This window comes from Alkalibacterium kapii (assembly GCF_007988865.1).
Lineage (GTDB): Bacteria > Bacillota > Bacilli > Lactobacillales > Carnobacteriaceae_A > Alkalibacterium > Alkalibacterium kapii.
Window position 1 is genome coordinate 1 of record NZ_BJUY01000027.1, and the last position, 20,291, is coordinate 20,291.

Here is a 20,291-nt window from a genome sequence, read left to right on the forward strand (position 1 = left end):
TAAAGGTAACGCAAAAAGGAGATATGTGCCCTTTTGTATAGTATGAGCTACGAAAGGTCACGCAAAAGCGAAATACGTGCCCTTTTTGTATAGTAGGGACTGCAAAAGATAACGCAAAAGCGAAGTGTGTGCCCTTTATGATGAAAAAGAGCAACCAACGGGCACGTATTCAGATACTTTAAGAGGTGGCTTATCGATTTCTATACATAAGTTAAGCACCATGCTTAACTGTCTTGAATATCATTCTGATTAAGACTAGAATGATACAAGAGAGCAAAAGGTTCATTGGAGAAAATTCAACTAAAAAAGGAAGGTAAGTCATGTCAGTTTTAGAAATAAAAAATCTACATGTATCCATTGAAGATAAAAAAATACTAAAAGGCGTGAACCTAACAATGCAGACAGGGGAAATCCATGCAATCATGGGGCCGAACGGTACAGGGAAATCAACACTTTCTGCCGCAATCATGGGGCACCCAAGTTACGAAGTCACAGAAGGCGAAGTGCTTTTGGATGGAGAAAACATTCTGGAAATGGAAGTAGATGAGCGTGCACGAGCAGGTTTGTTTTTAGCTATCCAGTATCCAAGTGAAATCGCCGGCATTTCAAACGCGGAATTCATGCGCGCCGCCATCAATTCTCGAAGAGACGCTGACGACAAGATAGGCGTCATGCCTTTCCTGAAAAAGCTGGATAAGAAAATGGCCCTCTTGGATATGCCGGAAGAAATGGCTGAGCGTTACTTGAACGAAGGTTTTTCCGGTGGAGAGAAAAAGCGTAATGAAATTTTACAATTGATGATGATCGAACCAACTTTTGCGATTCTAGATGAAATCGACTCAGGTCTCGATATCGATGCCCTGCAAGTCGTTTCAAAAGGGATCAATGCGATGCGCAATGAAGGTTTTGGTGCACTGATCATCACGCACTATCAGAGATTACTGAATTACATCACGCCAGATATAGTTCATATCATGATGGACGGGCGTGTCGTCAAAACTGCCGGTCCAGAACTCGCACAGCAGTTGGAAGCAGAAGGATATAAAGGCTTGATGGAAGAATTGGGATTAGACATAGAACTTGAAGACGAATAACTTTGGAGGAGGGACAGTATGAAAACAGCAACGAAAGATTATTCAACTTATAAAGATGCACTCATTGCCTTCTCTCATGGTTTAAAGGAACCCGAGTGGATGCTTGAAATGCGACTGGATGCGTTAAAGAATATCGATAAATTAGACCCTCCTGTCATCGAACGTCTTCGTTATAATCGCTGGCCCCTTTGGGAAGTCCCAGATCTTTCAGGCGCTAGATCCAAAAATACAATCGATCCATTCGAATTTATCGAAGACAAAGCAGATGCTAATCGGGTGGTTCAGACTGGAAAAAACACAGTGATCGATACATTATCTGAATCCTTGAAAGAAAAAGGCGTGATCTTCACCGATATTCATACCGCTTTAAAAGAACATCCTGAGCTGGTCAAAGAGGCTTATATGACGACAGCGGTGAAACCTGACAAGCATAAAATCTCAGCTTTTCATGCAGCATTCATGAACTCAGGACTCTTCTTATACGTCCCTAAAAATGTTGAAATCGAAGAACCTCTGGAAGCTGTATTTATTCAAAATAGTTTAATAGAAGATGCCTTTGTAAAGCATGTTTTAATTTATGCAGACAGTTATTCGAAATTCAATTATGTGGAAAAGTTTCTGACTAAAGGTGAACATAAAAATGCGACTAATATAATGGTGGAAGTGATTGCTAAATCGGGTGCACAAATAAAATACAGTGCTGTGGATCAGCTGGGGGAAAACTCAACGGTTTATTTTACTCGTAAAGGATTCACGTATCGTGATTCGCATATCGATTGGGCCGTCGGTGTTATGAACGGCGGCAATGTCGTGGCTGATTTTGATACCGACTTAGCAGGCGAAGGCTCATCGACTGATTTGAAAGCTGTCAGCATAAGCAGCGGACGTCAAGTTCAGGTCATTGATTCCAAAGTTGAAAACTACGGGAATCATACAGAAGGGAACATCTTCCAGCATGGGGTTATTTTAGACAGAGCCACACTGACCTTTAACGGTATTGGACATATTCTAAAAGGGGCTAAGGGTGCGGATGCCCAGCAGGAGTCCCGTGTGCTCATGCTTTCGGACAAGGCACGTGGAGATGCGAATCCGATCCTGTTGATCGATGAAAACGAAGTAACGGCCGGTCACGCCGCCAGTGTCGGACGCGTCGATCCGGAAGAAATGTACTACCTTATGAGCCGGGGAATCGAAAAAACTGAAGCCGAACGCTTAGTGATCCGTGGATTCTTAGGTAAAGTGATACAAGCTATCCCACTCAAGAACGTGCGTCAGGAATTAGTCGAAACTATCGAAAGGAAGTTGACATCCAGGTGACCTTTCAAAGTGAAAAGTGGAAAAAAGACTTTCCCATTCTCAACCAAGTCGTCAATGATGAACCCTTAGTTTATTTGGATAATGCGGCAACGTCACAGAAACCTGAAGTGGTTTTAGATGCCTTAAAAACTTATTACCTAACGAACAATGCGAATGTTCACCGGGGCGTGCATACACTTGCTGAACGCGCCACAAGCCAGTACGAAAATGCCCGCGAAACAGTGAGACGCTTTATCAATGCCAGGGAAACCGCAGAAGTCCTATTTACACGCGGAACGACAACGAGTCTGAACTGGCTGGCTCAAAGTTTGGAAGATACGGTCATCGAGCCGGGTGATGAGATCGTGATTTCTTATATGGAACATCACTCCAACATCATCCCGTGGCAGCAATTGGCAAAGCGCAAGCAGGCGAAGCTTAACTATATCGAACTGACTGAAGACGGGCATCTTGATATGGAAAATGCCCGCAAGCAAATGACGGAAAAAACGAAAATCGTTTCGCTGACACATGTGTCCAATGTGATGGGTGTGGTGAATCCAATCAGAGAATTGGCTGATTTAGCGCATTCAAAAAATGCTGTAATGGTAGTAGATGGCGCACAAGCCGTTCCTCATATGCCTGTTGATGTAGAAGCATTGGATGCAGATTTCTACGCTTTCAGCGGCCATAAAATGCTTGGTCCAACAGGTATCGGTGTTTTATACGGCAAGCGAAACTGGCTAGAAAGGATCGAACCCATCGAATTTGGTGGTGAAATGATCGACTTTGTAGGCTTACAGGACAGTACTTGGAAAGAACTGCCTTGGAAATTTGAAGCCGGCACCCCCAACATTTCCGGTGCCATCGGGCTGGCAAAAGCCATCGACTACTTGGAAACGATCGGCATGGATGCCATCATGTCTCATGAACAGGAAGTCGTTAAATATCTTATGCCAAAACTTGAAAAAATCGAAGGACTGACTATTTATGGTCCTAAAAATTTAAATGACCGAACGGGTGTGATCGCCTTCAATATCGAGGGGATCCACCCGCACGACCTGGCGACCGCCATGGATATGGAAGGCGTTGCTGTCAGAGCTGGGCACCACTGTACGCAGCCTTTGATGAATTACCTATCTCAACCGGCAACCGCACGCGCGAGTTTCTATTTATATAACACGTTTTCAGATGCGGACAAATTTGTCGAAGCACTTATAGCCACAAAGGAGTTTTTCTTAAATGGCCTTGACTAAATTGAATCAGCTGTACCGAGCTGTCATTGTCGATCATTCAAAAAATCCACGCAGAAGAGGTACGCTGGATAACACGACGGCTCAAATCGATATGAAAAATCCGACCTGTGGGGATGTCATCCAGATTCAGCTTGAAATAGAGAATGATATAATAAAAGACGTACGTTTCGACGGCAGTGGCTGTACGATTTCTTTGGCGAGCGCCAGCATGATGACGGATGCCATCTTAGGTAAGACACTTGAAGAAGCGTTATGCTTGTCTGAAGACTTTTCCGGCTTGGTTCAAGGCAAAGACCCCGAAAATGAAGATGATTTAGGCGATGCGGTCATGCTTTCTGGGGTAGCCAAGTTTCCGGCACGGATCAAGTGTGCGACCCTGCCATGGAAGGCGCTGGAAAAGGCACTGTCAGATAAAGATGGAACTGGCTTCGACAGCCAGTTGAAACATGACGATTAAACATGAATCGATTCGAAGTTATAAGTAAGCTATCAGTTGAGATGATCATTTTAGCTCGGCTAGTGGCAGAACTTTTTAAAAGCAGGAAGGAGACCATTTATGGCTCACGTACCAGAAAAAAATGACTACCAGTACGGCTTTCATGATGAAGTTGAATCCGTTTATGACACGGGTAAGGGCTTGAATGAAGATATTGTCAGAGATATTTCTGCCCGTAAAGAAGAACCGGAGTGGATGCTTGACTACCGTTTGAAGTCATATGAACACTATAGATCTCGTCCGATGCCGGAGTGGGGGGCAGACCTTTCAGAGGTCGATTTCGATAATTATACTTATTACCGAAAAGCCAGTGACAAACCGGCTCGTGACTGGGAAGATGTACCCGAGAAAATCAAGGAAACCTTCGACCGATTAGGTGTTCCTGAAGCTGAGCGACAATTTCTGGCCGGCTCAGGTGCGCAGTATGAATCTGAAGTGGTTTACCACAATATGAAAGAAGAATTTGAAAAATTGGGAATTGTCTTTACTGATACGGATACCGCTCTGAAAGAATATCCGGATATTTTCAAGGAACATTTTGGCACAGTGGTCCCCCCGACAGATAACAAACTGGCGGCACTCAATTCTTCCGTCTGGTCAGGTGGAACATTTATTTACGTCCCTAAAGGCGTTAAGTGTGACGTGCCGCTGCAGATGTACTTCCGGATAAATAATGAAATGATGGGACAATTCGAACGGACTTTGATTGTTGTCGATGAAGGTGCAAGCGTGCATTACGTTGAAGGGTGTACCGCACCGACTTTTTCATCCAGTTCGCTGCATGCCGCAGTGGTTGAAATCATAGTTAAAAAGGATGCCTACTGCCGTTATACGACCATTCAGAACTGGTCAGACAATGTTTATAATCTGGTAACCAAACGTGCCCATGCTGCAGAAGGTGCGACCATTGAATGGATCGATGGTAATTTGGGTGCCAAGACAACGATGAAGTACCCCAGCATCCACTTGAACGGACGCGGTGCACGCGGAACGACGATGTCGATTGCAATGGCCGGTGAAGGACAAGTTCAAGATACTGGAGCTAAAATGATTCATAATGCGCCAAACACTTCCAGCTCGATTGTTTCTAAATCGATCGCCAAAGATGGCGGAGCCGTGAATTACCGCGGTCAGGTCACGTTCGGCAGAGACTCGGCCGGCTCGATTTCGCATATCGAATGTGACACCATCATTATGGATGAACTGTCGAAATCTGACACCATTCCGTTCAATGAGATACACAACTCCAACGTGTCACTCGAACACGAAGCGAAAGTTTCCAAAATTTCAGAAGAGCAGCTCTACTATCTAATGAGTAGGGGGCTCGACGAAGAAACCGCGACAGAAATGATCGTCATGGGATTCGTCGAACCATTTACCAAAGAACTCCCCATGGAATACGCCGTCGAACTCAACCGCCTCATCAGTTATGAGATGGAAGGGTCAGTGGGTTAAGTAAATGATCGGAAGAGACTGGGACAAAAGTCCTAGATTAAAATGAAGAAGTCCTGAACGAAAATCAAAAAGATTTTTGTTCAGGACTTCTTTTTAAACAAAAAAAGAGCACTATTTGATATAATGTAATTACCACAAACTATAAAATAGAGCTGCTTTTTTGCTTTTTTAAGTTTTAGTGGGACTTTTGTCCCAGCCTCTTTTTCCTAATTAATAGAGAAGTTTATTCATTTGTATAGTAATCAAATAAACAAAAAGTACGTTAAGAGAGTTATCTTAAGCAGTTTGATATAAAAATAGGCAAACTTCTTGAGATACGTCATTCACTTAAGAAGTTCATGCTTCGACTACCCAGACTCCTTAAGATACTGACTTATCTCAAGGAGTTCGGCACAAATAAACTGAAACTCCTGAAGGAAACTCAAAATTATCACCCACATTCGAAACTACCCATATTTCTAAAGCACAAATAAAAAATTTAACCCAAAAAATCTCGCTCATGGCCCTTTAAATGATATACTGGTAAACATAACTGCTGAAAATCTTAATCGTGTAAGCACAAACGTTCAGTAAGTATTCAAGGGGGACCTATGTTTTATTTATTTCTAGCTATATTATGCAGTGCGTCGATTGCGCTGATTTTCAAGTATACCGAAAATGCGAATACTAATAGATACGTTATTACTAGCGCCAACTATTTTATTGCCTTTGTTACAAGCTTCATCATGATCCTGTACAAGAGACTTTTTGACGGACTGATTTGGGAAATGCCTTTTATAGATGATGTGAAATTGTTTATTGAAAACGACCAGCATATCCTGTCGCCTTATTCAAGCGTTATCTGGGGGATCATTATCGGTGGAATAGCAGGGGTGTTTTTCTTTCTATCCTTTACATACTATCAAAAGAGCGTCAGAGACAATGGTGTGGGAATTTCTGGAACCGTCGCAAAGCTCGGGATACTTATCCCGATGATTTTCTCAATTATAATCTGGAGGGAATTCCCAACAGTCATTCAGTGGATCGGGATAGTGTTATCGCTGGTCTCTATCTTAGTGATCAACTTATCTAAAAAATCGATCAAAACCTTTGATTTAAAACCGACACTTTTACTCCTTTTTATCTTTGGAGGTATGGCGGAATTCTCGAATAAGATTTACCAGAAGTATGCGCTGAACGATTACAAAGACGTCTTTCTCTTATCGATATTTTTTGTCGCCTTCTGGATAAGCGTGACTTACACGATAAAAAGGAAAGGGAAGGCAACGCTCAAAGACATCTTTACCGGCTTTGCCGTAGGGATTCCTAATCTGTTTTCGTCATACTTTTTGATCTTGTCATTGGATACTTTGAAGACATCCGTTGCCTTTCCGATTTACAGTGCGGGAAGTATTGTGCTGATCAATATCGGCGGGTTGCTTATCTATAAGGAAAAAATTGCACCTAAAAATCAGCTGGCCATTGTAATGACGATTGTCGCTCTGATTTTGATCAATATATAAAAAGAGGCACTCTGTCACTCACCGCAGTTAGTGCCTCTTTTCGTTAAATCCAACGTTTATTTGATGTCTTTATATTCCAGTTCCAGAGCACGTTTGACAGCTGGTCTTTCACCAATCCGGTCTGCCCAGGCCATTAAGTTCGTGTAATCCTCAGCTTTCAGGAACTCAGCAGCGTCACCGTACAGAGAACCTTGGACAAGCCGGCCGTACCAAGGCCAGATCGCCATGTCCGCGATCGTATAGGTGTCGCCTAAGATATATTCTTTATCAGCCAGGTGTCGATCCAGGAGATCTAATTGGCGCTTGGTTTCCATTGTAAACCGATTGATCGGATATTCCTGTTTCGTCGGGGCGTAATGGTAAAAGTGACCGAAACCGCCACCGACATAAGGAGCTGCACCGATTTGCCAGAATAGCCAGTTCATCATTTCAGTCTTTCCAGCCAAGTCAGTAGGCGCAAAGTGATTAAATTTCTCAGCTAAATATAACAATATATTGCCTGATTCAAAAACACGGATCGGTTCATCCTGTGAATAATCCATCATTGCCGGTATTTTTGAATTGGGATTGATAGAGACAAAATCACTCCCGAACTGATCGCCTTCACCGATATGGATCTTATACAAGTCGTATGTCGCTTCTTTAACGCCTGCTTCATTTAATTCTTCGAGCATGATTGCGACTTTTTGTCCGTTTGGCGTGCCTAATGAATACACTTGCAGAGGTTCTTCACCCACAGGAAGAGTTTGTTCAAAACGACTGCCTGCAACCGGCTGATTACCAAAGGCACTCTTTTCTTCTTTATTCCACTTCCATACTTTAGGTGGTTCATAGTTTGTCATAGTATCCGCTCCTTCTATATTCAGTATACTTTTTTTCTGTTTTTAGACAAGAAATACAGCGCAGTGAAATTTTCAAGCGAAAGAAGGAAAAAATCCTGTGCAGTTTTTACATTAAATCGAGCATGAGTCATCATTCTGTGCTAGACTGGAATCACTAATTACTTTATAAATGGGGATGAAGGCAATATTAAATTACAGAGGCTATGCATTATTAACTTTTTTCTCAGCTACAACCGCTTTAGCAATCAGTTTTATGTTGAAAGCGTCTATCGGAGTCAGTCCGTTCGATGCGTCAAATCAAACTTTGTCACTACTGTCTGGCATTCAAGTAGGCACCGTTTCGATAATCGTGAATCTGTTTTTTGTCTTTGGACAATTTATTTTGGATAGGAAAAACTTTGGTTTCAGACATTTTATGCAGATCCCTTTAAGTATGCTGGTCGGTGTATTGGTCAACTTTTTCTACTATGATTTGTTTGGATTTGTTGAATTTAATAATTATTTGATCGCTTTGATTGTTTTTCTCCTGGCACTGACTCTGACTACTTTTTCAGTTACAGTGGTCACTGTTTTAAATCTCATTACTAATCCGATCGAAACGTTCTGTGTCGCCTTAACAAAACATACCCCTTTAAGCTTTCCAGTACTCAGACAGATCGTCGATGTTTTCTTTATTATTCTTTCCCTCTCTTTAACATTCATATTTGATTTGCCGGCAACAGTGAGAGAGGGTACCGTCATTACCATGCTGATCTTTGGACCCATGATGGGTATGTTTATAAAGATAATCTATCCAGCTTTAACTAAAAGAGGCATTATCGAAGAGGTTAAATTGTAAGGTCTATTTTAATAAAGGTACAGGGAAGTAAGCCGATTCATGAAAGTTTCAACTCTCCGGAAATAGAATAACATGTCTCCTGACTTATGTAAGTGCTTTTTCTTGAAAAAGTTAGCGACCTTTAATATGGTTAATTTAGAAGGTTAACTACATTAGTAATTAGAAGGGGAGATTCAAATGCATGGTGATTTTAAGTACAATCTTATGAGAATAAATTTACTTAAACTTGGAGAAGAAAGAAACATTAAGTTAAATGACTTAGATAATTTCTTTCTAGATAAAGGCATTTCAGATGTTTCTGATAAAGAAATAAAGGATCAGCTGGATCACTTAACCAGAGAAGACTATTTATCCAATGTATCAGAAAATGAATACAAGTTAACTGACGAAGGTAAGAAAGAACTCGATGATGTGAAAACAGCCATCAAAAAGTTCTAAACGGTATGAACGTGTAATGAAAAGTAGCGGTCGCCTATTTCTATGGCTATCGCTACTTTTTATATTCACTTAATTTCAATCCTTGCCGAATTCTGTTCCCACTTCATCCACGTACGTCCATGTCTTCCCGTCATCGACTGATTTATATAAGGCTTTGGCACCAGAATTATAATCTCCATTTGGTCCCTGGCCGATAGTGACATAGAGCTCGCCATTTTCTTCGTAAGGCATATCTGGAAACTGAAAGGGATTATAAGTGTCGTCTTCGGTCAAAGGGACCTGGACATCAGGGAAAGAAACTGGTGAGACGGTTTCTCCGCCAGTTTCAGATCTAAACAAGGTCGCCTGATCGCCGCGGGCTATAGCCATGAAACCTAAATTGTCATTCAAAAATTTCAACCCTGTGCTGGAACCGGATCGGCCGTCGAACGGATCAGGATTGATTGTCACCCAGCTTTCTCCCGCATCTGTTGTTTTTTCCAACCCATACCAGCGACTGCCTGTAGCCGCATCGAGGACCATTAATCGGTAACCGATGGCTTCAGTAACAAAATATATCTCCTGACTTTTATCATCCACCTGGTAGCCAAGAACAGGTTTTTCACTTTCCAGATCAATGGGTTCAGAGAGAACATTTAAAGAGCTGTCAATGTACCGGTTGGGTGTTATTATTTCCGTTTTTCCAGACACATAAACTGAAACGGTGTAACCAAGGATCTCATAATCATATAATTCAATTCTTATAGGTCCGCCGCCATTACCTAAATAATAAATACCTGTGTCGTCGGTTCCCCATGAGCGATAACCGTCATAGTAAATGCCGAATTCTTCCTCAGTAGGCCATGTTTCTATCTCTTCCTCTAAAGATAACTGATCCAACGTATCAAACAGAGGGGACAGCAGCATATCATCACTGAGCACTTCTCTATCGGAATTTTTTCCTGTATTGATAGTCAGTTGATTGGGTTCAGAAGAGTCTGAAATGAGAAACCATTCAAACTCACCTTCTTCGTTTTCTCCCGTAACAGCAGCATAAAAAGATGTCAATTGACCACTACGATCAAACTCAAGATCAAATTCGTTGTAGATAAATAAAGGGTCAGGCAGATCGACTTCTTCATCTATCAGAGTAAAGAGTTCTTCGACAGATTGATCAAAAATATTGAATTCCCCGTAATCGACCGTTTTAACATATAGCCATTCCTCGATTTTTCTATTCAAAGGCGTTCCAAAGGCCTGAGCGATTTGATAAGTTTTAAACCCAGTAAAGAGTGTGAGGCCGATGATTATTACTAAGGCAGTCCAGAACCAGTAAGCGGCTAGTTTCATAAAAGACTCTTTGAGATGAATGGACCGTTTCTGTATTTTATTTTTGAAAATAAAACTGATGATGACCCAAAGTAATAAAATGCCTAAAAGGCCAGCTAAGAAAGGCACCCTTCTAGCCGTCCCCCCATAATCAAAATAAGTAAGCAGGGTGGAGGTGAAAATGAAATAAATAATGACGACCATTGGGTTAAGTAATAGTGCTTTAAATAATAGCTTCTTTTTGATAATGCTCCCTCACTTTATAATTATTTTTAACAGGTAAAAATCTTACGATGTTATTGCTTTCATAAAAAGTATAGAACGGCTACAATGAATAGTAAAGGAATAAAGTCAGAAGATTTATATGAAAGCTTTTCAAGGAAACAATCAATTAATCAATAGGAGGCAGACAATGACAGTTTTTTCATCAGAAGTTTTCAAAGGTAAGCATGCACTGGTTACAGGAGCAACTGGCGGGATCGGTTACGAGACAGCAAAAGTACTGGCAAAAATGGGTGCGGATGTAACGATCACCGGAAGAAAAGAGGATGTATTGAAGCAGCTTGAAGAAGAGATCAAAAGCAACGAGCCGAACGTGAAAATCAACTACGTCGTGGCGGATCTGGCTGAAAGTTCCGACAGAGAGAAGTTGGTCAAGACCGCACAGGAAAAACTTGGCCCCGTTTCATTGTTAGTGAATTCAGCGGGTATTTCCGGCGGGAGTGTGGTTGAAGGATTGACCAAAGAAACGATCGAGCGCATTATGCATCTCAATTATACGGTCCCGATCCTTCTAACACAGGAAATATACAAGACAATGAAAGAAAACAAAGACGGCGCAATCGTCAACGTTTCATCTCTATCAGGACTTCGGGGGACATACGGTGGAACAGCTTACGTGGGTTCTAAATTTGCATTAAATGGCTTCACGCAAACCTTTGCCTTAGAAGCTATTAAACACGGTATTCGTGTCAATGCGGTCTGCCCGGGTTATGTCGATACAGAAATGGGACGAGAGGCGATCCGGTCTAAAGCAGAACGAATGGGCAACAGCTTTGAAGAACAGTGGGAAATCGAAAGCGATAATCTGCCTTCCGGACGTATAACCACCGCCGAAGAAGTAGCCAATACGATCGCCTTCCTGCTCTCGGACGCTGCAGAAAACATCGTCGGAGAAGCCGTTAAGATATCAGGCGGCTCAGTTATGCGCTGATAATAATGTATTGGCATAAGTGCTGGTCTAATTTATCTCAAAAAGGTGTTGCAATACCAATATTAGAACAAGTTTTTCACCATTTATCTCAAAAAGGTGTTGCAATACCGATATTAGAACACGTTTTTCACTATTTATCTTGAAAAGGTGTTGCAATACCGGTATTAGAACACGTTTCTCACCATTTAATCTCAAAAAGGTGTTCCAACATGAAGATGAGCGTTATTTCTGGTCAAAATTCCACAAAATTATTCATTAAGGTATTAGTTTTACCAAAAACTAATGAGTATAATCAAAAAAGATCTAAATAATGAAAAAGACTTATTCAAATAAGTCTTTTCCTTTTTAAATCATTTAAAGATAATGAGTAGACTTGCCGTAACTCGTTTTCTCGAATGCCTCATTTAAAAGCACTGCTATCCTTCTCTTTGTCAGCCTTTTGCCACACCACTCATACATCATATTGCTGGTGATGTGAACTTCGGGGAATAGAGATCTAAACGCCTTGACTTGAGACAAAAGTAATTCCTTGATGGGCGTTGATTGGCCGCACGCTCGGCATTCTCCTTTCTTAGTCGTAATAGTCAAATTCATAGATCCACATAGACTACACAACAAACCCTTTTTCAATATTTCAAAACTATAGCAAGGTAACTGCCTTTGATAAGGCAGTTCTTTTTTCGTTTCTTTGATCAATTTTTGTGCAAGACTATATACTTTATCCGTTAAAGCTCCCGACTGGTGATTCACTGTATCAAAATGATGTTTGAGTTGTGAAGGAAAGATAAAAGGGTCCGTGATTTTCGCCTCGTAAAGAATAAAAGTTGGGTGAATAAATACAACAAAAGACTTGATCGGTAAGGTAACATGCCACTTTCTAAGGAGTTTCGATAACAGCATGGTTGTCCGATTTAACTGATTCAAAGGATTCTCGATTTCCTGACTGGCAGTGGTAAGGAAATGAGTGTTCCGATTTGTGAAATTACCTTGATAGTTTTTAACTTCATATAAATACAGCGTATCTGAAGTCAACATGATCGAATCGATTTGAAAAGAAGTGCTACCCAATACTAAAGATACATCATTTATCACTATGGCATTGGCAAAAACATGTTTTTCCATAAATGAATCAAATAAAACTTCTCCATCAAAACCTTTTGACAGAGTAGCCATATATTGTTTTTCCGAATAAGAGAGAGTCATCCGCTTATCAAGTAGTTCCAAAGCTGTCAGCATCTCTGGTTTTTCTCTGGCTTTAAGTAGATCCATGTACACACCTCCGTAATTATAATATTGTCTTTTCAGTAAATTTCTCACTAAAAAAGATAAATAAAAGTCAACTAGGAAGAATGTGAACAGTACTGAGATGAAAACCGGAATAGTAACAAATCTACTTTAAGGACGGATCAAAAAAATTTTCCCTGAAGTTCATAAAACTCAACCGGAACCCGTTCGTCTGATCCCCAAACTTTTGGCCTTCTGAGACAATAACATTCTTTTTCAGCAGGTCTAAAAGTATCTCATCGACCTCTTCCTTTGTTTTACCGGGAAACCGGCAGTACAAGTGAAAGCCGCCTTTTGCTGGTTGAAAGTCAATCGCATCACCAAATTCTGCTCGCAGCCACTGTTCCATGCTGCGGGCTCTTTTTTGTAATTCGGTCGTGATTTTCTGTTGATGCGCATCCACTTCTGTTCGAAGAAAGTGATCAGCTATGAATTGCGGAAGAAAACTGAGCTCGGCATCCGTTTGAAGCCGGATATCAGCCAGATTTTTTAAAACACCGGGCGGACCAATCATCCAGCCGATACGCAGATGATGACCGGCAAGTTTGGATAAAGTTCCCAAATAAATAACTTGCTCGTTCTGATCCATTTTTTTAAGTGGACTGTTGTCGATAGATGGGGCGAAAGACAGACCGCCATAGGCATCATCTTCAACTATAGGTATACGCTTCAATAAACAATAATCGAGGATTTCTGCCTTTCGTTCTTGACTCATGACTCGACCAGTCGGATTTTGAAAAATGGGATTAAGAAAAACCATCTTAAGAGGATGTTTCAGGGAAGCTTCCCGCAAGCCGGTCACCGTCATACCGTCTGCGTCCATAGGAATGGGAACGATCCTCAGGCCAGCTGCCTGGAACAGCCGCAAGAAATAAAAGTAAGACGGGGCCTCGATACCGATCGCATCTCCTGGTTTCAAAAGGCCTTGAGAAATGAGAAAGAGAGCATTTTGTGTGCCGGAAGTGATCATGATTTCTTCCAATGGGACAGTCATCTCATAGGTTTTTTCAAGATAAGCCTGCACGCTTTCTTTTAGCGATTGGATCCCTGTATTTCTTGAGGATTGATTTTTTTCCTGCTTGACCAGTTCTTTCCAGGACAACTGAGGTGCTGTTAATTCAGGTAATAAGTCACTAGGTAAGACACCTTTGGACAGATCCAAAAGATTCTCAGATATGTGTGCACGATGCTTTTCGACAGCTTCCTCGTAAATACTTTTCCTTTTGATCGTATCATTGAGCAGCGATGATGAGCCCCAGTTGATCAAAGGCTTTGTCTGGAGTCCCCACTTATTTGGATTGATATAAGTCCCGCTGCCTTTTTTTCTGATCAGGATGCCTTGAGCAGTCAACTCCTCCATGGAACGGATGACTGTAGAACGATTGACTTCCAGTATTAGCGCTAGTTTTCGTTCAGAAGGAAGGCGCTGGCCTGCAGTTAATTCTCCAGAAGTGATTTTTTCTTCGATCATAAGCATGATTTCCTGATAAAGGGGACGTGCTCTATTTTGACTGATATACCATTTATGCATCAAAAGACTTCCTTTGTACTATTTTTCAGAAGTATACCATAAAAGTGGATGGGTTGGATAACCTCCAATTGGATGTAGGGGAGAGATGTTGTTTTTTATATACTTTCAAGTAGAAAGAGTAAAAAACCCACATCAGGAGGAATCGATTATGAGTAATAAAACAGTTGGAAGCGATAGAGTCAAGCGCGGCATGGCCGAGATGCAAAAAGGCGGCGTCATCATGGATGTGGTAAATGCCGAAGAGGCGAAAATCGCTGAAGCAGCAGGCGCCGTTGCCGTCATGGCATTGGAGCGTGTTCCCTCTGACATCAGACAAGCAGGCGGCATCGCGCGTATGGCCAATCCTGAAATCATCGAAGAAGTGATAAATGCCGTCAGCATACCTGTTATGGCTAAAGCGCGTATTGGTCATATTTCTGAAGCCCGTATACTGGAAGCGATGGGTGTCGATTATATCGATGAAAGCGAAGTCCTGACGCCGGCGGATGAAGAATATCATATACTGAAATCAGACTATGTCGTCCCATTCGTTTGTGGATGTCGTGATTTAGGTGAAGCACTGCGTCGCATTGGCGAAGGTGCGTCGATGCTGCGCACGAAAGGCGAACCGGGAACAGGAAATATTGTTGAAGCTGTACGTCATATCCGTAAAGTGAATGGCCAGATCGCTGTTCTGTCTTCCCTGTCTAATGACGAATTGATGACTTTTGCCAGAGACATCGGTGCTCCTTACGAATTAGTGAAAGAAGTGAAAGAACGCGGGAAACTACCAGTTGTCAACTTTGCCGCAGGAGGAGTAGCAACACCAGCGGATGCAGCTTTGATGATGAGCCTGGGTGCGGATGGTGTCTTTGTCGGATCAGGAATCTTCAAGTCCGAATCACCGGAAAAATTTGCCCGTGCCATCGTTCGGGCAACAACGAACTATGAAGACTACGAACTACTGGCAGAGCTGTCCAAAGACTTGGGCGAACCCATGACAGGTATTGAAATCAGTCAGTTAGGTGAAGCTGGACGAATGCAGGAACGCGGATGGTAAGAGTAGAAAAAAAGTCGGTGTCCTGGATGTCCAGGGGGCGGTCAGGGAACACCTTCTGGCACTTAAAACAGTGGGGGTCAAAGCCGTTTCTGTCAAACTGCCGGAAGATTTCGATGAACTGGACGGCTTGATCATTCCTGGCGGCGAGTCCACTGCTATCGGACGTCTGATCCGAGAGCAGGGACTGGAAGACCGTCTGCGGACCTTCTATAAAGAAGGCAAGGGGATTTTCGGGACCTGCGCTGGCCTGATCCTCTGTAGCACAGACGAAAGCCATGAAACGAACGACTTGCGTCTGGGTTTTATCGATATAGAAGTTGAACGCAATGGCTTTGGAAGACAGGTCGCCAGTTTTGAGACATCTTTAGATTTTACAGGGATCGAACAAAAAGTCGAAGCCGTCTTTATACGTGCACCTTATATCCAGTCGGTCGGACCTGGTGTAAAGGTGCTGGCAGCTGTCGACGACAAGATCGTTGCGGCAGAGCAAAAAAATGTTTTAGTCACTGCTTTTCATCCAGAACTGACAGAAGACAATGTCGTATTAAATTATTTTCTAAACCACTTCGTAGGTTTGTCTGTCACCAATTAATTATATTCAATAAAAAAAGACTTGGAATCAGTTTTTGTAACGATTCCGAGTCTTTTTTTTTGGTTCAAGGTTTTTTTATTTTAAGGCTGTTCTTCAAATTCAAGAAAATCTTTCTGGTCTGTAATGATTTCTCCGTCACTTGTTTTAATAATGATAAGCGGATGTGTGTTGCCATCAGAATAATCTGAGTGAAGATAGAGTTGACGATAGAAGCTGTCCATAAATACTGCAAGTAGACCATTTGTCATCTCAGAAAACTCCGACTTATCATTATTGGTCAAAGTCACTTCAATCGTATCACCTGTAAAATCAACAGTGTCGATATATATATCCATACTTTCATCTTCATCATATGCGGCATTCGTACTTTCTTGAAATTCTTCAAGAGCTGTATCAAATTGACCTCGTGTCAGATGTATCTCGTCCCAGTTGATCTCTTCAAAATCCTGGCCCAATGTCATCTGGAGTTCTTCATCAAGCTCAGTTACTTCTTCTAAATCAGTGTCGTTAGCAGTCTCCTGTTCTGAATCCGGCTCTTCTGTATTGGTACGATTGTCCATATCACTTTCTCCGGCATCATTTTCTTCGCTCGGAGCATCCACGATCTCAGCTTCTCCGTTTGTGTCTGAGTCTGTCAAATCCTGTTCCGAGCTGCATGCCCCAAGAAATAAAACACCAACGGTTAATAAACCTAGATATCTTTTGTTCATAAGTATTACCTCCTTGGTTTTATAAAAGGCAAGAATAACACGATTTAAATGAAGACATTAAAAATAAAGAATGAGAAGTGGTAAAAATCCGTAAGCAATTTCAAGAAGTGAGGAAGGAGGAGCAATCTAACTACTAATTTCATTGTCCCACACTTACCAATAATTGTAAAAAGTAAGGATTGTTGGCGATGAGTGGACTAAACAGTGAAGAAGTCGTTCTATTCAAGGATTAAAATACTCTTTGTAGCCTATTTTTTCAGTAAAAACGTATTACCTTCAGAAGTTGCACATAAATACAGACGAACCTCTTAAGATAAAGTCGTAGCTTAAGAAGTGAACTCTTTTAATCCTTAAACTACTTAAGAAACACTATTCTCTTAAGAAGTTTTATTGAAATATGTTCGAACTTCTTAAGATAAGAAAAAATTAACTAAAAATAAGTGACACATGTGTAACTAACGTGTATAATATATTTACAAGTGATCAAATATGAAAGAGGGATATTTATGAAATTAGCGATAAAAGAGCTCCTTTATTCAAAGGGGCGGTTTATTATGATTGGACTGATCATCGTCCTGATCTCCTGGCTGGTTTTTATATTGTCAGGACTGGGAACAGGACTTTCAAAACTGTCCACAGGCGTTTTGAGTGAAACAGAATACGCTGGGATGGTGCTCGAAGAAGGGGCGGAGTTCAGTCTGTCAAAATCTTCAGTGAATCGTTCACTCGCTGAAGAAATCTCGGAACAGGACGGTGTGACAGATACAGCACCTATCAATCTGTTCAGAAATTCTATGAGAAGAGAAGGAACAGCTGACAGCGATGCTAAAATTACAGATATCGTACTGATCGGTGTCGAACCGGATTCGTTTATGCATCCTGAGATCGTGGAAGGCGATGACTGGGAATCAAGTGAAGATAACCAGATGATCGCTGATGCTTCGCTTAAAAATGAAGGCTATGCCCTTGGTGACACGATCGTTTTAGACGATATAGATAAAGAATTTACGATCACTGGTTTTACAGAAGACCAGACCTTATACCATCAGTCATCACTTTTTTTACCCATGGATGACTTTCAGGATCTAAGACCATCACAAGGCGATGCAGAAGATGAAGCAGAGACCGTCAGTGGTATCATCGTGCAGGGCAATGATGTAGATCTGGATACATTTTTAGAAGGTGAGACCGATGTCGAATTTGGGACGAAAGAAGAAACGATCAATGCGATCCCCGGCTATGTTGCTGAAAATGCAACGATTATGATGATGCTCTGGTTCTTGATGATCATCTCTGCCTTTATTTTAGGCGTATTCTTCTACGTGCTGACGAATCAGAAGACGAATCAGTTCGGAGTACTGAAAGCTATCGGCGGCAGCAACGGCTTCATCATACGTTCCGTTATTTCACAAGTCTTCATATTATCCTTAGTCAGTGTACTGGTCGGGATCGGTCTGACTTATCTCACAGTAATATTTTTGCCTGAAGCCATGCCGTTCCATTTGGAAGTCAGTATGGTCGTTATATACAGTCTTGTCTTACTGGCGATAAGCGTACTCAGTTCGCTGTTTTCAGTAGTTAAAATTACCAGAATAGATCCGCTCACAGCTTTAGGGAGGGGAGAATAATGTCAGGTATCGAATTGAAAAACGTAACAAAACGTTATAAGGAAAATAAATTTGAAATCACGGCCTTGGAGGATGTCTCTGTAAGAGTAAAAGCAGGAGAATTCGTGGCTATCGTAGGACCATCCGGATCGGGCAAGAGTACGTTCCTTAGTATTGCCGGCGCTCTTTTGAAGCCGACAGAAGGCAAGATCCTGATCAACAAGCAGGATATTACTGATTTTGATGAAAAACAATTATCTTCTGTCCGTTTGAATCAAATCGGCTTTATACTTCAGACAGCTAATTTGATCCCCTACTTAACTGTTCTGGATCAGTTGCTGATCGTCAAAAAAATGCAGGGGTCCGTTTCAAAAGAAGACAAAGCCTTTGCTCGGCAGTTGTTGAAAGACCTTGGAATGGAAAACAAGGAGAATAAATACCCTAATGAATGTTCCGGGGGAGAGCGCCAGCGTGTTGCAATTGCAAGGTCCTTTATGAATGACCCGGATATAATCCTGGCTGATGAACCGACATCCAGCCTGGATACCGAAAGAGGGCATGAAGTCGTCCAGCAGATGGCCGAACAGGTTAAAACGCGCAATAAAGCTGCGATCATGGTCACCCATGATGAAAGGATGCTGGACTACTGCGACCGGATCTACCGTATTGTTGACGGCAAACTATCTGAGGACGTCCGTACCCAGAAAGAAACAAACTAAACAATCCAAACAAAAAAGAGATCAGGAACTTTTTAAATTCCCGATCTCTTTTTATACGTTTTATTCCTCTCGTTGAAACATACCATGCGCTAAAATATCGTGAATGTGTGCGGCTCTTTCAGACGCAGACAAGCCAGACCGGTCTTTTATCATCACACTGTGAAAAATCATAGAAATAAGTAGAGAAGCAGGGATATCAGGGTTAAAGTATCCCTTATCCTGTCCCTCAACAATAAAGGTTCTGATATGATTCAATACGATTTTATGCAAAAGATCAGAGACATTCTCGTCATCTTTAAGGGTTTTTCCCTGCAGACTTAATTTTTGAAGAAACACATTTGATAAATGATGGACATCGCTGTATTTGAAGATCAGTTGAAACATCTGTCTGAAGTGTTCTTCAACATCGTCAGACCAATTCATTTCATCGAATTCCTTTAGAAAAACGTTCATTTTAAACGTCAGATAATCATTGATCAAATCATCTTTATTGGAATAATACTTATAAATAGCTGTTCGGGATACGTTTAAGTGGGCAGCCAATACACCAAAGGTAAACTGATCGTAACCTGCAGCCATCAGCAACTGGTGTGTGTGTTTGAATAAATCATCCAGCGTTATTTTTTTCCTTCGGGACATATACAAGCTTCCTCTCAAGTGATTTCTTCTATTATACCACGCAAAAAAGTGTTCAACAGTAATTTTTAGGTATTATAAATAAAAGGCCATAGAATTACCTTTAGAAGTTGGATTAGAAAGTGGGTCAACTTGTAAAGAAAATATCTTAGCTTAAGAAGTTCAAAACAAATACGAATCCACTTCTAATGAAAGTGGCCTAGCTTAAGCAGTTTAATAAGAAAGCGGGTCAACTACTGAAGAGAAAAGACTTTCTTAAGCAGTTACGAAATTTTCACTGGCAACTGCTTAAGATAAACTATTTCAGTAAGTATATTTAACAAAATTGTGACCAAAGTCCAAAAAAATTCATACAAAAGAATCCAAAAAAATTTTTAGAGTACATGAAAAAAAGGTATAATAGAAAAATGAGTAAATTATAAGACATATGATTTT

19 protein-coding genes are annotated in these 20,291 nt (G+C 41.3%); 13 read left to right on the forward strand and 6 right to left on the reverse strand.

Features of this window, described 5'->3' with window-relative positions; all coding sequences use genetic code 11:
• Positions 1 to 320 precede the first annotated feature (320 nt).
• The 6 genes from sufC to AKA01nite_RS08200 all read left to right on the forward strand — a co-directional run bounded on the left by sufC (position 321) and on the right by AKA01nite_RS08200 (position 7,099).
• Positions 321 to 1,094 carry a Fe-S cluster assembly ATPase SufC gene (sufC, locus tag AKA01nite_RS08175; RefSeq protein ID WP_146924833.1) on the forward strand — a complete coding sequence of 258 codons (774 nt, stop codon included), beginning with the start codon at positions 321 to 323 and terminating at the stop codon, positions 1,092 to 1,094.
• Positions 1,095 to 1,112: 18 nt separating this feature from the next.
• On the forward strand, positions 1,113 to 2,411 hold the full coding sequence (gene sufD, locus AKA01nite_RS08180) for a Fe-S cluster assembly protein SufD (RefSeq protein WP_146924834.1): 1,299 nt from the start codon (positions 1,113 to 1,115) through the stop codon (positions 2,409 to 2,411).
• Positions 2,408 to 3,646, forward strand: a complete 1,239-nt coding sequence (locus AKA01nite_RS08185) for a cysteine desulfurase (RefSeq protein WP_146924835.1) — start codon at positions 2,408 to 2,410, stop codon at positions 3,644 to 3,646. Before sufD ends, AKA01nite_RS08185 begins: the two co-directional genes overlap by 4 nt.
• The gene (sufU, locus tag AKA01nite_RS08190; RefSeq protein WP_146924836.1) at positions 3,633 to 4,103 is read left to right on the forward strand and encodes a Fe-S cluster assembly sulfur transfer protein SufU; all 471 of its coding nucleotides are present in this window, start codon (positions 3,633 to 3,635) and stop codon (positions 4,101 to 4,103) included. The genes AKA01nite_RS08185 and sufU overlap by 14 nt, the downstream gene beginning before the upstream one ends.
• A 99-nt stretch (positions 4,104 to 4,202) precedes the next feature.
• Positions 4,203 to 5,597, forward strand: coding sequence for a Fe-S cluster assembly protein SufB (sufB, locus tag AKA01nite_RS08195; RefSeq protein WP_146924837.1), 1,395 nt, complete (start codon positions 4,203 to 4,205; stop codon positions 5,595 to 5,597).
• A gap of 590 nt (positions 5,598 to 6,187) precedes the next feature.
• The gene (locus AKA01nite_RS08200; RefSeq protein WP_146924838.1) at positions 6,188 to 7,099 is read left to right on the forward strand and encodes an EamA family transporter; all 912 of its coding nucleotides are present in this window, start codon (positions 6,188 to 6,190) and stop codon (positions 7,097 to 7,099) included.
• Positions 7,100 to 7,155: 56 nt separating this feature from the next.
• Here the strand turns inward: AKA01nite_RS08200 and yghU are convergent, their stop codons facing one another.
• Entirely contained in the window at positions 7,156 to 7,941 is a 786-nt protein-coding gene (yghU, locus tag AKA01nite_RS08205; protein WP_146924839.1) for a glutathione-dependent disulfide-bond oxidoreductase, read from the reverse strand.
• Between the two features lie 175 nt (positions 7,942 to 8,116).
• Here yghU and AKA01nite_RS08210 point away from each other — a divergent pair, with 175 nt between their 5' ends.
• Together AKA01nite_RS08210 and AKA01nite_RS08215 are read left to right on the forward strand one after the other, a co-directional pair.
• Entirely contained in the window at positions 8,117 to 8,779 is a 663-nt protein-coding gene (locus AKA01nite_RS08210) for a YczE/YyaS/YitT family protein (RefSeq protein ID WP_146924840.1), read from the forward strand.
• A 177-nt stretch (positions 8,780 to 8,956) separates the two neighbouring features.
• On the forward strand, positions 8,957 to 9,217 hold the full coding sequence (locus AKA01nite_RS08215; RefSeq protein ID WP_146924841.1) for a hypothetical protein: 261 nt from the start codon (positions 8,957 to 8,959) through the stop codon (positions 9,215 to 9,217).
• 75 nt (positions 9,218 to 9,292) lie between these two features.
• Here the strand turns inward: AKA01nite_RS08215 and AKA01nite_RS08220 are convergent, their stop codons facing one another.
• Positions 9,293 to 10,654 (reverse strand): WD40/YVTN/BNR-like repeat-containing protein, encoded by a 1,362-nt coding sequence (locus tag AKA01nite_RS08220; protein WP_146924842.1) that lies wholly within the window; start codon positions 10,652 to 10,654, stop codon positions 9,293 to 9,295.
• 283 nt (positions 10,655 to 10,937) lie between these two features.
• Between AKA01nite_RS08220 and AKA01nite_RS08225 the strand changes: the two genes are divergently transcribed.
• On the forward strand, positions 10,938 to 11,738 hold the full coding sequence (locus tag AKA01nite_RS08225; protein ID WP_146924843.1) for an SDR family NAD(P)-dependent oxidoreductase: 801 nt from the start codon (positions 10,938 to 10,940) through the stop codon (positions 11,736 to 11,738).
• A gap of 354 nt (positions 11,739 to 12,092) precedes the next feature.
• On the opposite strand, the gene AKA01nite_RS08230 is transcribed toward AKA01nite_RS08225, so the two are convergent.
• Together AKA01nite_RS08230 and AKA01nite_RS08235 are read right to left on the reverse strand one after the other, a co-directional pair.
• Complete coding sequence (locus AKA01nite_RS08230) at positions 12,093 to 13,007, reverse strand: nuclease-related domain-containing protein (protein ID WP_146924844.1); 915 nt, start codon at positions 13,005 to 13,007, stop codon at positions 12,093 to 12,095.
• 121 nt (positions 13,008 to 13,128) lie between these two features.
• The gene (locus AKA01nite_RS08235; protein WP_146924845.1) at positions 13,129 to 14,553 is read right to left on the reverse strand and encodes an aminotransferase-like domain-containing protein; all 1,425 of its coding nucleotides are present in this window, start codon (positions 14,551 to 14,553) and stop codon (positions 13,129 to 13,131) included.
• A gap of 148 nt (positions 14,554 to 14,701) precedes the next feature.
• Here AKA01nite_RS08235 and pdxS point away from each other — a divergent pair, with 148 nt between their 5' ends.
• Complete coding sequence (pdxS, locus tag AKA01nite_RS08240) at positions 14,702 to 15,592, forward strand: pyridoxal 5'-phosphate synthase lyase subunit PdxS (protein ID WP_146924846.1); 891 nt, start codon at positions 14,702 to 14,704, stop codon at positions 15,590 to 15,592.
• Positions 15,558 to 16,184, forward strand: coding sequence for a pyridoxal 5'-phosphate synthase glutaminase subunit PdxT (pdxT, locus tag AKA01nite_RS08245; RefSeq protein WP_281282447.1), 627 nt, complete (start codon positions 15,558 to 15,560; stop codon positions 16,182 to 16,184). Before pdxS ends, pdxT begins: the two co-directional genes overlap by 35 nt.
• A gap of 80 nt (positions 16,185 to 16,264) precedes the next feature.
• On the opposite strand, the gene AKA01nite_RS08250 is transcribed toward pdxT, so the two are convergent.
• Positions 16,265 to 16,894 (reverse strand): hypothetical protein, encoded by a 630-nt coding sequence (locus AKA01nite_RS08250; protein ID WP_146924847.1) that lies wholly within the window; start codon positions 16,892 to 16,894, stop codon positions 16,265 to 16,267.
• A gap of 506 nt (positions 16,895 to 17,400) precedes the next feature.
• Between AKA01nite_RS08250 and AKA01nite_RS08255 the strand changes: the two genes are divergently transcribed.
• Complete coding sequence (locus AKA01nite_RS08255; RefSeq protein ID WP_146924848.1) at positions 17,401 to 18,522, forward strand: ABC transporter permease; 1,122 nt, start codon at positions 17,401 to 17,403, stop codon at positions 18,520 to 18,522.
• The gene (locus tag AKA01nite_RS08260) at positions 18,522 to 19,220 is read left to right on the forward strand and encodes an ABC transporter ATP-binding protein (protein ID WP_146924849.1); all 699 of its coding nucleotides are present in this window, start codon (positions 18,522 to 18,524) and stop codon (positions 19,218 to 19,220) included. The genes AKA01nite_RS08255 and AKA01nite_RS08260 overlap by 1 nt, the downstream gene beginning before the upstream one ends.
• 60 nt (positions 19,221 to 19,280) lie before the next feature.
• Here the strand turns inward: AKA01nite_RS08260 and AKA01nite_RS08265 are convergent, their stop codons facing one another.
• Positions 19,281 to 19,859, reverse strand: a complete 579-nt coding sequence (locus tag AKA01nite_RS08265) for a TetR/AcrR family transcriptional regulator (RefSeq protein WP_146924850.1) — start codon at positions 19,857 to 19,859, stop codon at positions 19,281 to 19,283.
• Positions 19,860 to 20,291 lie beyond the last annotated feature (432 nt).

What these genes read in the sequence shown, in the direction of transcription:
- sufC (WP_146924833.1), top strand. Translation starts at nt 321, where the DNA reads ATGTCAGTTTTAGAAATAAAAAATCTACATGTATCCATTGAAGATAAA.
- sufD (WP_146924834.1), top strand. Translation starts at nt 1,113, where the DNA reads ATGAAAACAGCAACGAAAGATTATTCAACTTATAAAGATGCACTCATT.
- sufU (WP_146924836.1), top strand. Translation starts at nt 3,633, where the DNA reads ATGGCCTTGACTAAATTGAATCAGCTGTACCGAGCTGTCATTGTCGAT.
- sufB (WP_146924837.1), top strand. Translation starts at nt 4,203, where the DNA reads ATGGCTCACGTACCAGAAAAAAATGACTACCAGTACGGCTTTCATGAT.
- AKA01nite_RS08200 (WP_146924838.1), top strand. Translation starts at nt 6,188, where the DNA reads ATGTTTTATTTATTTCTAGCTATATTATGCAGTGCGTCGATTGCGCTG.
- yghU (WP_146924839.1), bottom strand. Translation starts at nt 7,941, where the DNA reads ATGACAAACTATGAACCACCTAAAGTATGGAAGTGGAATAAAGAAGAA.
- AKA01nite_RS08210 (WP_146924840.1), top strand. Translation starts at nt 8,117, where the DNA reads ATGAAGGCAATATTAAATTACAGAGGCTATGCATTATTAACTTTTTTC.
- AKA01nite_RS08215 (WP_146924841.1), top strand. Translation starts at nt 8,957, where the DNA reads ATGCATGGTGATTTTAAGTACAATCTTATGAGAATAAATTTACTTAAA.
- AKA01nite_RS08225 (WP_146924843.1), top strand. Translation starts at nt 10,938, where the DNA reads ATGACAGTTTTTTCATCAGAAGTTTTCAAAGGTAAGCATGCACTGGTT.
- AKA01nite_RS08230 (WP_146924844.1), bottom strand. Translation starts at nt 13,007, where the DNA reads ATGGATCTACTTAAAGCCAGAGAAAAACCAGAGATGCTGACAGCTTTG.
- AKA01nite_RS08235 (WP_146924845.1), bottom strand. Translation starts at nt 14,553, where the DNA reads ATGCATAAATGGTATATCAGTCAAAATAGAGCACGTCCCCTTTATCAG.
- pdxS (WP_146924846.1), top strand. Translation starts at nt 14,702, where the DNA reads ATGAGTAATAAAACAGTTGGAAGCGATAGAGTCAAGCGCGGCATGGCC.
- AKA01nite_RS08250 (WP_146924847.1), bottom strand. Translation starts at nt 16,894, where the DNA reads ATGAACAAAAGATATCTAGGTTTATTAACCGTTGGTGTTTTATTTCTT.
- AKA01nite_RS08255 (WP_146924848.1), top strand. Translation starts at nt 17,401, where the DNA reads ATGAAATTAGCGATAAAAGAGCTCCTTTATTCAAAGGGGCGGTTTATT.
- AKA01nite_RS08260 (WP_146924849.1), top strand. Translation starts at nt 18,522, where the DNA reads ATGTCAGGTATCGAATTGAAAAACGTAACAAAACGTTATAAGGAAAAT.
- AKA01nite_RS08265 (WP_146924850.1), bottom strand. Translation starts at nt 19,859, where the DNA reads ATGTCCCGAAGGAAAAAAATAACGCTGGATGATTTATTCAAACACACA.